This is a genomic window from Niallia taxi, assembly GCF_032818155.1.
Taxonomy (GTDB): Bacteria; Bacillota; Bacilli; order Bacillales; family Cytobacillaceae; genus Niallia; species Niallia taxi_A.
In genome coordinates this window covers 2811411-2823690 of sequence record NZ_CP102589.1, presented here as the reverse complement: position 1 = coordinate 2823690, position 12280 = coordinate 2811411, and the positions used below count along the sequence as shown (strand labels likewise).

The 12280-nt window shown below is 38.4% G+C and carries 16 protein-coding genes; 10 read left to right on the top strand and 6 right to left on the bottom strand.

Features of this window, described 5'->3' with window-relative positions; genetic code table 11:
• The first annotated feature begins 119 nt into the window (after positions 1–119).
• The 6 genes from NQZ71_RS14215 (at position 120) to NQZ71_RS14190 (ending at position 4922) form a co-directional block, all read left to right on the top strand.
• Positions 120–1322 (top strand): threonine synthase, encoded by a 1203-nt coding sequence (locus tag NQZ71_RS14215; protein ID WP_144454658.1) that lies wholly within the window; start codon positions 120–122, stop codon positions 1320–1322.
• 77 nt (positions 1323–1399) lie between these two features.
• Positions 1400–1561: a Fur-regulated basic protein FbpA gene (locus NQZ71_RS14210; RefSeq protein WP_317010899.1), complete on the top strand. Its 162-nt coding sequence runs from the start codon at positions 1400–1402 to the stop codon at positions 1559–1561.
• A gap of 104 nt (positions 1562–1665) precedes the next feature.
• Positions 1666–1824 (top strand): DUF2292 domain-containing protein, encoded by a 159-nt coding sequence (locus tag NQZ71_RS14205; RefSeq protein WP_317010898.1) that lies wholly within the window; start codon positions 1666–1668, stop codon positions 1822–1824.
• Positions 1825–1942: 118 nt separating this feature from the next.
• Positions 1943–2719 carry an ABC transporter ATP-binding protein gene (locus NQZ71_RS14200; RefSeq protein WP_260055659.1) on the top strand — a complete coding sequence of 259 codons (777 nt, stop codon included), beginning with the start codon at positions 1943–1945 and terminating at the stop codon, positions 2717–2719.
• Positions 2716–3558: an ABC transporter permease gene (locus NQZ71_RS14195; protein ID WP_144454662.1), complete on the top strand. Its 843-nt coding sequence runs from the start codon at positions 2716–2718 to the stop codon at positions 3556–3558. Before NQZ71_RS14200 ends, NQZ71_RS14195 begins: the two co-directional genes overlap by 4 nt.
• Before the next feature lie 23 nt (positions 3559–3581).
• Positions 3582–4922, top strand: coding sequence for an LLM class flavin-dependent oxidoreductase (locus NQZ71_RS14190; RefSeq protein ID WP_317010897.1), 1341 nt, complete (start codon positions 3582–3584; stop codon positions 4920–4922).
• Between the two features lie 102 nt (positions 4923–5024).
• Here NQZ71_RS14190 and NQZ71_RS14185 read toward each other — a convergent pair whose 3' ends face one another.
• The 3 genes from NQZ71_RS14185 to NQZ71_RS14175 all read right to left on the bottom strand — a co-directional run bounded on the left by NQZ71_RS14185 (position 5025) and on the right by NQZ71_RS14175 (position 7113).
• Entirely contained in the window at positions 5025–5510 is a 486-nt protein-coding gene (locus NQZ71_RS14185) for a GNAT family N-acetyltransferase (RefSeq protein ID WP_260055661.1), read from the bottom strand.
• 198 nt (positions 5511–5708) lie between these two features.
• Positions 5709–6719 carry an aliphatic sulfonate ABC transporter substrate-binding protein gene (locus tag NQZ71_RS14180; protein ID WP_260055662.1) on the bottom strand — a complete coding sequence of 337 codons (1011 nt, stop codon included), beginning with the start codon at positions 6717–6719 and terminating at the stop codon, positions 5709–5711.
• Between the two features lie 208 nt (positions 6720–6927).
• Positions 6928–7113, bottom strand: a complete 186-nt coding sequence (locus NQZ71_RS14175; protein ID WP_144454666.1) for a hypothetical protein — start codon at positions 7111–7113, stop codon at positions 6928–6930.
• A gap of 231 nt (positions 7114–7344) precedes the next feature.
• On the opposite strand from NQZ71_RS14175, the gene NQZ71_RS14170 reads away from it, so the two are divergent.
• Positions 7345–7830 carry a tetratricopeptide repeat protein gene (locus NQZ71_RS14170; protein WP_275005123.1) on the top strand — a complete coding sequence of 162 codons (486 nt, stop codon included), beginning with the start codon at positions 7345–7347 and terminating at the stop codon, positions 7828–7830.
• A gap of 65 nt (positions 7831–7895) precedes the next feature.
• The gene (locus NQZ71_RS14165; protein WP_317010896.1) at positions 7896–8648 is read left to right on the top strand and encodes a phosphorylase family protein; all 753 of its coding nucleotides are present in this window, start codon (positions 7896–7898) and stop codon (positions 8646–8648) included.
• A gap of 25 nt (positions 8649–8673) precedes the next feature.
• Here the strand turns inward: NQZ71_RS14165 and NQZ71_RS14160 are convergent, their stop codons facing one another.
• Genes NQZ71_RS14160 through NQZ71_RS14150 form a run of 3 tightly spaced genes read right to left on the bottom strand, consistent with a single transcriptional unit; the run spans position 8674 to position 9916 of the window.
• Positions 8674–9021, bottom strand: a complete 348-nt coding sequence (locus tag NQZ71_RS14160; protein WP_127734345.1) for a DMT family transporter — start codon at positions 9019–9021, stop codon at positions 8674–8676.
• A 17-nt stretch (positions 9022–9038) separates the two neighbouring features.
• A complete protein-coding gene (locus NQZ71_RS14155; protein ID WP_317010895.1) occupies positions 9039–9362 on the bottom strand; it encodes a DMT family transporter in 324 nt (107 codons plus the stop codon).
• A complete protein-coding gene (locus tag NQZ71_RS14150; protein ID WP_317010894.1) occupies positions 9362–9916 on the bottom strand; it encodes a TetR/AcrR family transcriptional regulator in 555 nt (184 codons plus the stop codon). The genes NQZ71_RS14155 and NQZ71_RS14150 overlap by 1 nt, the downstream gene beginning before the upstream one ends.
• A gap of 161 nt (positions 9917–10077) precedes the next feature.
• Between NQZ71_RS14150 and NQZ71_RS14145 the strand changes: the two genes are divergently transcribed.
• A complete protein-coding gene (locus NQZ71_RS14145) occupies positions 10078–10524 on the top strand; it encodes a hypothetical protein (RefSeq protein ID WP_317010893.1) in 447 nt (148 codons plus the stop codon).
• Positions 10525–11319: 795 nt separating this feature from the next.
• Positions 11320–12258 (top strand): magnesium transporter CorA family protein, encoded by a 939-nt coding sequence (locus tag NQZ71_RS14140; RefSeq protein WP_144454669.1) that lies wholly within the window; start codon positions 11320–11322, stop codon positions 12256–12258.
• Positions 12259–12280 lie beyond the last annotated feature (22 nt).

Below are 12280 nucleotides of genomic sequence, written 5' to 3'. Positions count from 1 at the left end.
CAAAATATTGAAAAGAATCGACTAGATCACTAGAGATTCAGCGAATTACGGGTCCATTCCGGCCTGTATTTTGTTGGTCTCTTTTTTTCATCTTAAATAAATTAATTTTGGAGGTTAGCATGAGATATAGCTACATAAACAATCTAGAATGCCCGAAATGCAGCAATCAATATTCTGCCGAAGAAATACAGCAACTATGTAGCTGTGGCTCGCCATTGCTTGCTCGTTATGACTTACAATCATTAAAAAATGAAATTCATAAGGACGATTTACAAAGCAGGGAAAAAACTCTATGGAGATACCACGAGGTCCTGCCAGTGCTTAATGAAAAGAATGTTAAAACACTAGGAGAAGGGATGACGCCACTTCTTCCACTAGAAAGAGCAGGAAAGGAATTACAGCTTCACAAGCTTTATTTAAAGGATGAAGGGCTTGTACCAACAGGCTCCTTTAAAGCAAGAGGCGCTGCAGTCGGGGTTTCGAAAGCAAAGGAGCTTGGTGTAAAGGAGCTGGCAATGCCGACAAATGGCAATGCAGGTGCAGCGTGGTCCCTTTATTCTGCTAAAGCTGGTATTCGTGCACATGTTGTAATGCCATTAGATGCTCCTGAAATCACGAGAAAGGAAGTAAGTATATCTGGGGGAGAATTATACCTTGTTGATGGAGTAATTAGTGATGCAGGAAAAATCACAGCAGAGCTTATAAAAGAAAACGGTTATTTCGATGCATCTACATTAAAGGAGCCTTATCGCATAGAAGGTAAAAAGACGATGGGCTATGAAATTGCTGAACAATTTGGCTGGGAGCTTCCAGATGTTATTCTTTATCCAACTGGAGGTGGCGTTGGATTAATCGGTATATATAAGGCGTTTCTTGAAATGCAGGAGCTCGGCTGGATTAATGGGCCATTCCCACGCTTAGTTGCCGTTCAAGCAGAAGGCTGTGCACCAATTGTTAAAGCATATGTAGAAGGAAAAAAAGAATCTGACTTTTGGGATAACTCTGAAACGAAGGCATTCGGAATAAATGTGCCTAAGGCTTTAGGCGACTTTCTTGTTTTAGAAGCAATCTATGAGACGAAAGGCTGTGCGATTGCAGTGTCAGAAGAAGAAATCACAAATGCCCAGCAGTTTATTGCAAAGTCAGAGGGACAGTTCATATGTCCAGAAGGCGCAGCAACAGTTGCCGCAGCAGACAAACTGCGTGAATCAGGCTGGATTGGCAATACAGAAAAAGTAGTTTGCTTAAATACAGGTGTTGGCATCAAATATCCAGATACAGTGGATTACAAGGCGAGATATATGGAAAAAATTCATCGTTAATTATATTTTGTTCTAAAACCAAGTAAAAAGATTAGAATAATTAGTATTCAACACTAGTTTACTAAGGGGAGATGACAATGTCTCGTATATTAAAAGAGTTGGTTGATAGACGAAAGCATTATATCATTGATTCTTTAATAGCAGCTAAGCATTATAAAAAAGGCGAACAGCATTTGTATGAATTAACTTTAACAGATTTGGAAATCGAGTTTGCGCGCTTGAAAAATATAAAAGAATAATAGTGCTGATCAGAAAACTGAAGGCCGCTACCCAGATAAATGGAGTAAGCGGCTTTTTTTATCTAGCAAAAGATTTGGAAAAAATTCGTAAAGGGGTTATTAAAATGGCAGAAGTGACTTTCGAAAATGAAAAATATATCATTTCGATTTTAAAGGAAATTGAGTACGGTTCTGTTACAATCACACTCCATGCTGGAAAGATTGCTCAAATTGAACGGGAAGAAAAAATCCGCATTCAAACGGACAATCCCAAAAAAGGCTAATAACATAAAGTCATTCGACCGGTCATCCGGAGAAGACACGATTGCTATTGGAAGCGCGTGTCTTTTTTTTGTACATATTAATTTCAATGTTTGAAGACAAAGAAGGGAGAAGTTTTCAATGGCATTACTTGCAGTCCATGATTTAAATAAAAGGTTCAGCTCAAAAAACGGTGATACACATGCATTAAAGGATATTGATTTAACGGTAGAAAAAGGCGAATTCATCACAATCATCGGTCCAAGCGGATGTGGAAAAAGCACGTTGTTGAAAATTATTGCTGGTCTTGATATCGATACAACTGGCTCTGTACTGATTGATGGAGAGGAAGTGGCTGGTCCAAGCATTGATAAAGGCTTTATCTTTCAAGAACCGCGTCTGTTTCCATGGCATACGGTTGAAAAGAATATTGCAGCAAACTTCTCCTTAAAGAATAAAGACATAAAAAAGCAGGTGGCAGAGTTAATTAAGCTAGTGAAATTGGACGGCTTTGCAAAATCGTATCCGCGAGAGCTTTCAGGTGGAATGGCCCAAAGAGCAGCAATCGCAAGGGCATTGCTACGCAATCCTAAGGTGCTTTTGCTGGATGAACCATTCGGTGCTTTAGATGCTTTCACAAGAACACATATGCAGGATGCTCTATTAAATATATGGCAGGAAAACAAAACAACGATGCTTTTTGTTACACATGACCTTGATGAAGCAATTTATTTAGGTAATAGGGTTGTGATCATGAATGCCAGACCAGGGTCAATTCAGAAGATTATCGATGTGAATTTGCCATACCCAAGGAAAAAATCAGATATTACGTTTCAATCATACCGTCAGCAAATATTGCAGGAATTTGAGAAAACAGAGCAAAGGGATAATGAATTGATTGGAGGGAGTGCACGTTGAGTAATAATACCGAACTAATTTACGAAGAAACCGTTGTGAATAAAACGAAGAAAAGCAAGAAAAAAAGGCAGCTTGATTCAAAGCTCATTATCTTACTTAGAGGCTTCATTTTTCCAGCTCTTCTTATCGCTGTTTGGGAGGCAGCCGGAATTTACGGATTTGTGTCAGAAACGCTGCTGCCAAGGCCAAGCGAAATCTTTATGGCCTTCATTGATTTACTGAGGAATGGAAATCTGCTGTATCACTTTCAAGTCAGTTTTCTGCGGGCAATTGGCGGATTTTTAATTGGCGGATCACTTGGCCTTTTGGCAGGGCTGGCGGTTGGATTTTCGAACAAAATGGAACATACACTTGATCCGACGATGCAAATGCTGCGGACAATTCCGACATTAGCAGTAATTCCCCTGTTTATATTGTGGTTCGGATTTGGAGAGGTTTCAAAGATTCTCCTGATTGCAAAAGGCGCGTTTTTTCCCCTTTATGTAAATGCCTTTCTTGGCATTCGCAGTGTCGACGGAAAGATGTTTGAGGTTGCTAGAATTTTGCAATACAGCAAATGGAAACAGATTACAAACTTAATTATCCCATCTGCATTGCCGAATATCCTGCTTGGCCTCCGCCTTGCGTTAGGTGCAGCATGGCTTGCGTTAGTAGCAGCAGAGCTTATGGGTTCAAGTGAAGGGATTGGTTACCTGATTACCGATGCAAGACAGTTCTCCCAAACGACGGTTGTATTTGTGGGAATTATTATCTTTGCTGTATTTGGAAAAGTGTCTGATTCATTTGTTAGGCTTTTTGAAAGAAGACTGCTCAAATGGCAGGATAGCTTTAAAGGATAAAAAAGAAAAAGGAGGAGATTTATATGGCTAATCATACTGCTAGAGAGATGCGTTTGAATTTGTTTTTAACAAGTATGGGACATCATGAGGGGGCATGGAGGCATCCATCCTCCGAGGTAGAAAGGGTCCAAGATTTCAATTATTACCAGGAAATTGCGGCAAAAGCAGAAGCAGCAAAATTTGATTCAATCTTTATGGCCAACAGATATTCTGTTTCGAAAAAAGCTGTTCAGTATGGTGAGCTTGGAGGAGGTGGGATGGAGCCGCTCATCCTCTTGCCCGCACTAGCAGCTGTTACAAAAAACATCGGTTTAATTGGAACTGTTTCAACATCATTTACTGAGCCCTTCAATGTCGCTAGAAGCTTCTCTTCTCTCGACCATTTGAGCAATGGCAGAGCAGGCTGGAATGTCATCACTTCTGGAACAGATGAGGAAGCAAGTAACTTCAGTCTTGAAGAGATTGCCGGACATGAGGAAAGGTATAAAAGAGCAACAGAGTTTTTAGAGGTGACACATAAGCTTTGGGACAGCTGGGAGGAAGGCTCACTTGTTAAGGATAAAGAGGCAGGGGTGTATGCGTTAAGTGAGAAGGTCCATGAAATCAACCATAAAGGCAGCCACTTTTCTGTAAAAGGTCCCTTAAACAGTCCACGATCTCCACAAGGAAAACCGATTATTGTCCAAGCAGGGTCCTCTAAGGATGGAATAGATTTCGCAGCAAAATATGCAGAAATCGTGTTTACTGCACAGCAAACATTAGAAGAGGCTAAAAGCTTCTATAAAAAGTTGAAATCCAGGGTTCGTGACTTTGACCGTGACCCAGAAAAAGTATTAATCCTGCCTGGGATTTGCCCTGTGATTGCCAATACGGTGGAGGAGGCAAATGCAAAAGAGACAGAGCTCCATAATCTCACTAATCCTGAATACAGTCTTTTACAGCTTTCCAACAGAGTTGGCTTTGACTTGACTTCCTATCCGTTAGATGGACCATTCCCAGAGCTGCCTGAAATAGAGGCAATCAAGGGACATCAAAGCAGGACAAAATTGATCAGTGATCTAGCGAAAAAGGAAAACCTGACAATCAGACAGCTTTTATTGCGTTTGGCTGGCGGGAGAGGGCATTACACCATTGCTGGAACACCAGAGAGTATTGCTGATGAATTGCAGTTATGGTTTGAAAATGGAGCAGCAGACGGCTTTAACATTATGCCACAGCAAATGAGTGAAGGCTTGTCTCAATTCGTAGAATTCGTTATCCCAGAGCTGCAGCACAGAGGATTATTCAAAACAGAATATGCTGGCGGCACACTGCGAAGCAATTTAGGATTAGAGGCGGCTAAAGAAAACGTGTCTCTTTTTTAGTTACAGGTTCGGTTTAAGAGTAAGCATCAAAATTGCAAGAAAACCAATTTACTTGGAGTTATATTATCTATTTGCACTAAAAAAGCTCGCATCTTGCGAGCTTTAAACTTTTAACACCATTCTCACAGTCTTTAGAATATGACCATCAAAATCGTCATCAAACTCTTTAACAACCTCAAAACCCTTGGCTTCATAAAAGGTCTTTCCGATCTTATTATCCTTTTCGACATTTATATAAATTTCATTTACACCATCTAAATCTTTAATTCCTGTTTGTACTAATGCTGAACCAATACCTTTCCCTTGATGCTTTGGATAAAGATAAATAGCCCCTAACTCCACTTTACCATTTTCTCTTACTGGAGAAAAGTTGGCAAACCCGACAACTGTACCTTCAACTTCAGCTACATAAAGAGTAGAGCTTTCTATTCGTTGCTTCATTCTGTCATCATTGTAGGCTGATTTCAAGAAATTTTCTTGTATCTCTGCAGGAATTATTCCTTCATAAGTAGCGTTCCAAGTCGTTTTTGCTACATCTTGAACTTGTGTAATATCTTCTTGTGTTATTTTTCGAATTACATATGCCATTCTTATCAGCCTTTCTATTTGTTATTTATTTCTAATAATTGTAAGTATTATAACATTTCGTCGGATAAAAAGGAGCGTTTCTGTAAACATATGCTCACTACTGACTATTATCTTTATGCTGTATAATGACCTTTACGATTGTGAATTTAAAAACAAACAAGGCCCCCCTACGAAATGACAGGGGGGCAAATTTCTATTTTAGTTATCGTATTCCTTCAACACTTTTTCGATATATGTGTTGTTAACAACATCCGCTGCATCCAATTTTTTTGTTAAACCGCCTTGCTCTAACAGCAAGTCAGCTGTTGCTTGTTGTTCCTTTATAATATCATCACTGATAGGTGTATTTTCTGGCACGGAATTTTCAAGCACCCTGCTGATAATTTCTTCATCTGTGTTTTTTAAGTCTGCGTAAATTTTTATTGCCTCTTCTTTATGCTCATTTTGCCATCTTGTCGCTTTTTCTGTTACTTTCAAATATAGTTCTACAAGCTCTGGATGCTCTTTCGCAAATTCGGTGCGAACAATTTGGAAGCCGGGACTGTAGCTGCCAATATCCTTGCCTGTTGCGATTACCTTCGCTTTGTTTTTGACTACCTGAACCGATTGATATGGTTCCCAAATGGCCCATGCATCGACAGAGCCGGTTTCAAAAGCAGGCTGTGCTTCATCTGGCTGAAGCTGAATGATTTCTAGTTCTGATGGTTTAATGCCTTCTTTTTCAAGCAATCTGTATAAAAGTCCATATGCGCTGCTTCCTTTTGCAACCGCGATTTTTTTGCCTTTCAAATCCTGTGCTGTTTTAATAGAGCTATTCTCTGGGACAATGATTGCATCGCCAAGCTCACCAGTGCTTGCTGTGGCAATTTCCTCAAATTTTATGCCGCCGCCTTGACCAGCTAGTACTGGTATATTACCAACTCGACCGAAGTCAAGGCGATTAGAGGCAATGGATTCAAAGTAGGATGGACCGCTTTGGAATTCGACCCACTTGACCTTAGCCCCAGCCTTCTCAAACTCTTCCTCAAACCAGCCCTTTTCCTTTGCAAGCAGGATGGGCCAAATGCTTTGCTGTACACCGATATTTACAGTTATTTCGCCATCTCCGTCACCAGAGCCGTTAGTAGACGAGGCAGCACCGCATGCTGAAATGATTAAGGTTAATAAAATCACAGATAGTAGAAAATATGCTTTTTTTAATGAAAACATTATGTATCCTCCAATACGATTTTAATAGAAAGTAACAAACATAAATCAGTTAAGCATCTATCACCACCCTTCAAGTGAACAATAAAAGGCCCTAAGTATAGCAAACTCTATACATTAGGGCCTTCAGGCTGACTGATCGGCATATTCATTTAGTTAGTCATTATTAAATATAATTATTCATACCTGTAAAGTTGGTTTAATGGTAAAGTTAACGCAGTTTTTTCCATTTAATAGAGCCTGTTCCATCATGAGGATGCATTGCTGCCATACACTCATGGTATCTTTTATTCAATTCAGAAAGAGAAAAGCTGTGTAATGCATCAAACGAATAGTTGCCATACACCTCTAATTTTTGGATCATGATTCTTCTTTTTGCTTCATTAAGATTTACCACGGTAATCCCTCCTAATGGATAGTCTATAAATCAAGAAAACTTGCACTCTGATTTGGTGTTCTTATTATTGTATATTCATTATACTTAAAAAAATGAACTAATCCAAGTGGTTTAGGTGGAATTTATAAAAATAATCAAATAATCTAATGATTCTCATTTCTCGGAAGTAAAAGAAGGGGATATGTTGAAATGGTCGAATGGTAAAGAAAGCCTATTAGAAAGAGGGATTAGATGGAAAAAAAATTATCGGCAGCCTTGCACTTAAGAGCATGTGGAGAATATGTCAAATCGAACCGCTTGCTTTTAGGCTTGGCGGAACAATTCCCTAAGGACGCGTCTATCCTTTATCAATGTGCATGGAGCTTTGATTTATTAGGGGAAGAACGAAAAGCAGTGACCTATTATGAAAAAGCAATAGAGCTGAAATTGCACATGGATGAATTGGAGGGTGCGTTACTTGGACTTGGCAGCACATATCGTACATTAGGGGAGTATGAGAAGTCCCGAAATACCTTTTTACAGGGGATAGCGAGCTTCCCTGAAAATAAAGCCTTTCAAATATTTTACGCGATGACCCTCTACAATCTTAAGGAGCACAATCAAGCAATGAAGCTACTGTTAACTTGTTTGGTGGATACGACTGCAGATGAACAACTATTAAACTATCAGAAAGCAATACGCTTTTATGCTGATAAATTAGATGTGATATGGGAATAAAAGAGCGTTTTCGTGGAATTAGGACATTTCTTAAAAAACTATGTAACAAAGGACGGAGGGAGAATGTGAAACTGTACGGAGAGTTTTCGAAGCAAGACTGGCTGCATGCAATTGGTATCGAGAGTAATGATGTGCCAAAATCCTTTATTATTCATGGCGAGTGGAATCACGCAGAAAATTTAAAATTATGGAAGGAGCAATTAAGTGATGATATGCTGCTTCCTAAATGGAATACAGTATTAGGCAAACAAAATGGTGTGTTAACAGGATTTGCTAACGTATATGGTAGTCCAATGGCAGCTGCTATTTGTCATCAATTTGCTTCTATTGGAACGAAGTGTTTTATTCAGACAGGATATTTTGGCGGTTTGTCACAAGCCGTTAAGTATGGCGATATTTTTATAGTGACAGAAGCAAAGATGGAAGATGGGGTGTCTTCGCACTATAAACCAGGACACAATGTCGTAAAATCGGATGAGCAATTGGTTAATAAAGCAATGGAGTATTGTGAGAAAAAGAACTATAGCTATATAACAGGGAGTGTCATATCTACAAGCACGCCTTTTCTTGAAACGTCCAAGCTCGTTCTTAAATGGTCGCTTGATGGACATATTGGGGTTGATATGGAAACGGCAGCAACACTTGCTGTTGCCAATAAATTTAATCGGAAAGCAGTCAGCTTGCTTAATCTCTCTGACCATCTGCTTCAAGGTGATACCTTTTATGCTTATACAGCAGAGCGGGAGAAGCTAGAGGCTGAAATTGATAAAAGAATTCGGGAAATTGCTTTCCATTTGAACAGTTCAGCTGCTACTTAATAAGAAAACAGCCGAGAAGCCAGACTCAGTTTGCCGGCTTTTTGGCTGTTTCTCCTTTTTCCGCACCATTTAACAAAAAAACACCGCCGATAATGAGGACAATACCACATAGCATGACAGGGTTAATTAGTTCCTTCCAAAGAATGACGCCAATCAATGCTGTTGCAGCTGTCCCAACGCCAGACCAAATAGCATAGGATAAGCTTAAAGGTAGTGATTGTAGTGCTTTTGAGATAAAATAAAAGGCAAGTACATAGCCAATAATGACGCAGATGGAAGGGAGGAGCACTGTAAAGCCCTCTGCCATCTTAAGCATTGTTGTCGCAAAAACCTCAGAAATGATGGAAATGGTTAAATAAACATATCCCTTCATAGTAACAACTCCTTTCTTTAATGGGCCCCGCCAATATTTAAGAGGACAACCCCGCTGATAACGAGTAAAAGGCCAAGTATTTTCTTTTTGTTTAAGCTCTCTTTATAAAATAATGCTCCCGCCAATGCAGTAAGTGCCGTACCAACACCTGCCCAAATGGCATATGCAGTACCAAGCGGCAATGTTTTTAATGTTAAGGAAAGAGCATAAAAGGCAATACTATAGCCGACTGCAACCCCAACTGTCGGCAAAAGTCTCCTGAAGCCGTCCGTTGCCTTAAGCATGGAGCTTGCAAATACTTCACTAATTATGGAAATTGCCAGTAATAAATATGGATTCATCACAGATCCTCCTGATGTGTCATCTGCATAAGCTGGTCAAGAACAGCACGCTGCCTTGTGTTATTCAATGGAGCAACACCAAGCATTTGTGAATAATAAAGACCATCAAGGGCCAGGCGGATAACAGACGCCGTGATAGGAGAAATGCCATCATTATCTAGCTTTGTCAACGCAGTTTGGTAGCTGTTTGATATACTTTCCGCCACCGCTTCATCCAATAAGGAGGAAGCCATTACGGCAACGTTCAGTTCTGCATTATGTTCTAAGTCATCCTTCGTAACTTGGATCATAGCTCTAGTCCATTTGCCTTTTTCGATTTGATCTATTTCTGCGTATTCTGCCATAAAATTCTCCAAATCTTCAAAAATAGCAATGGAAATTCCCTTCATTAATGCCTCTTTACTTGGATAGTGATAAAGAAGACCGCCCTTACTAATGCTTGCCTTTTTAGCAACAGCATCAAGGGTGAGGTTCGTTATTCCATGCTCATGAATAATTTTTTTTGCTGTTTCTAAAATGAGATGGCGCTTCATATCTGCTTTTGATTCCATCATGCGACTCCTCCAAAATGTATATATGTATTTATTGTACCGTCCGGTCGGTTTTTTAGTCAATAATTCCTTTTTTTTAAGGTAATTGTTGACAGCTATATACGGAAGTTGTATGTTTTCGATAGTTAATTAGTATTTGAAAATAGTGAAAGAGGGAAATACTGTTGAAAAAAATAGTAATAAAGAATTGGCTTTTGGAAGTCGATGTTGAGAAAACGGCCGAATATTATCGTAATGAAATAGAGATATGTGATTGCTCTTATTGTCGAAATTTCGCTTCGACAGTCTTAAGCTTGGAAGATAGACAAACTTCCTTTTTTATGAAACTAGGCATTATGCCAGAAAAACCTGTTATGCTTTCTCATTTTCCAACTGAAGCGGATAATAATCACCAGTATATTGGGTTTTATCATGTTGTCGGCAGAATCCTAACAGGTGAAACTTGTACAATGTCAAACTGGCAGGACCATCATACATATACGCTCGATAAATTGGCATTTTGTTTATCAAAGGAAAATAATCAGGTACCAGAGAGCTTTTCAGAGCCTGTATTTCAGTTGAACTTTGAAACAGAAATTCCCTGGATTCTAGAGGAGGGCAGTGACGATTAACTTTCTTTGACAGATTGTATTTTAGGTATACGAGATTTTTCAGTATAAATGGTTAAGGAGTGAATGCTAGTGAAAAAGATTGTTTGGTTAAATAGGCTCTTATTTGTGTTGTTTGTGATAGCAACAGTGCTAGTTTTTGTGGCAAATACATCAAATATGGTTTTGTATGGGTATCTTTTATTTCTATTCCTGTATGTGTTATATCTTTTGGTCCTATCTTTCTTTTATTGGAAAAAAGCAGGCAAGGTGGAAATTAGGAATAGGACAATTAAATTCATAAAATGGTTTATAATCTTAACTTTGTTTTCCTTTTTGTTAGACCTCTTTATACGGCCTGAATATATTGAAACAATGCAGTTTATTTGGACTCCGTTAGGCTGCTCTTTAGGAATAGCTTTTTTAGATATAGCGTTTGTTAAAGACAGTAAATAATAATATTGTATGGCCACAGGAAAAAGGTCTCTGGAATTCATTCAATGATGTGGTGGTAATTAGGAATATGGATTTGCTAATTTGGGAAAGAATCAGACTAACAAATTGGTTTTATTAATTTTTTAAAAAGTTTGCTAGTTTAGTTGCAAAAATAAAGAATTCAAGTAAAATGTAATAGTATTTAAAACAGAAACTAAAGGAGTTGAATTTTTATGAGTAGTCATTATTGCAGTGAACCTGAGCCCGAGTCGAGACAGGGGGAAGTCAATAAGGAGTCATTCCGTTTAATTTTGAATACGAGTGAAAATTCAGCTTGTTTATGGCAACGCATTTGACTTCCTCACAATAAGAGGAGGTTTTACCATGTTAAATATTTATCTTTCTAACGAAGAAGGAGTACTTAAGGAAACGAATAAAATTACGAGCGGCTGCTGGATTAATCTAGTTGCTCCAAAAGAGCAGGAGATTCAGTACATTGCAGCAGAGCTTGATATACCAATTGAATTTTTAAAGGATTCTTTGGATGAAGAGGAACGTTCACGGATAGAAAAAGATGGCGATGATATATTAATAATCGTCAACATTCCGTCTGTAACCTTTGATGATAAGAAAAAACCAATGTATGATACAATTCCTTTAGGAATTATCATTGCCAAAAATTGTTTTGTGACAATTTGTCTCAAGGATAATCCGATTTTTCATGCTTTTTCACAAGGAAAGGTTAAGGATTTCTTTACGTATAAAAGAACAAGATTTGCTTTCCAAATACTGTATAGCATGTCAACGTCTTATTTAAAATATCTTAAACAAATCAGTAAAAAGATTGACACAATTGAAGACCAGCTTCTGCAATCAATGAAAAACAAGGAACTGTTTTCTCTTCTTCATCTACAAAAAAGTCTTGTTTATTTTACAACATCACTTAAATCGAATAATATTGTCATGAATAAAATGATGAATACCAGATTTTTAAAAATGTACGAGGATGATCAAGATTTGCTGGAGGATGTTATTATTGAAAATCAGCAGGCGATAGAGATGGCTCAAACACATGCGTCGATTTTAAGCGGTATGATGGATGCATTTGCGTCGATTATTTCTAATAATGTCAGCATGGTTATGAAATTCTTAACATCTGTTACAATAGTTCTTTCTCTTCCAACAATAGTCGCAAGCTTTTATGGAATGAATGTTAACATACCATTTCAAGATTATAAGCATGCTTTTTTTGTAGCGTTAGCAATTTCATTTGTTTTGTCCTGCCTGACAGCGATTGTCTTACGGAGAAAACGATTATTTTAATAAATAAAAGAGAGTACATCTA

Coding starts and splice junctions, on each gene's coding strand:
- NQZ71_RS14190 (WP_317010897.1), top strand. CDS start 3,582: ATGGCTAATCATACTGCTAGAGAGATGCGTTTGAATTTGTTTTTAACA.
- NQZ71_RS14160 (WP_127734345.1), bottom strand. CDS start 9,021: ATGAAGGGATATGTTTATTTAACCATTTCCATCATTTCTGAGGTTTTT.
- NQZ71_RS14205 (WP_317010898.1), top strand. CDS start 1,666: ATGGCAGAAGTGACTTTCGAAAATGAAAAATATATCATTTCGATTTTA.
- NQZ71_RS14180 (WP_260055662.1), bottom strand. CDS start 6,719: ATGTTTTCATTAAAAAAAGCATATTTTCTACTATCTGTGATTTTATTA.
- NQZ71_RS14170 (WP_275005123.1), top strand. CDS start 7,345: ATGGAAAAAAAATTATCGGCAGCCTTGCACTTAAGAGCATGTGGAGAA.
- NQZ71_RS14185 (WP_260055661.1), bottom strand. CDS start 5,510: ATGGCATATGTAATTCGAAAAATAACACAAGAAGATATTACACAAGTT.
- NQZ71_RS14155 (WP_317010895.1), bottom strand. CDS start 9,362: ATGAATCCATATTTATTACTGGCAATTTCCATAATTAGTGAAGTATTT.
- NQZ71_RS14200 (WP_260055659.1), top strand. CDS start 1,943: ATGGCATTACTTGCAGTCCATGATTTAAATAAAAGGTTCAGCTCAAAA.
- NQZ71_RS14150 (WP_317010894.1), bottom strand. CDS start 9,916: ATGATGGAATCAAAAGCAGATATGAAGCGCCATCTCATTTTAGAAACA.
- NQZ71_RS14140 (WP_144454669.1), top strand. CDS start 11,320: ATGTTAAATATTTATCTTTCTAACGAAGAAGGAGTACTTAAGGAAACG.
- NQZ71_RS14210 (WP_317010899.1), top strand. CDS start 1,400: ATGTCTCGTATATTAAAAGAGTTGGTTGATAGACGAAAGCATTATATC.
- NQZ71_RS14215 (WP_144454658.1), top strand. CDS start 120: ATGAGATATAGCTACATAAACAATCTAGAATGCCCGAAATGCAGCAAT.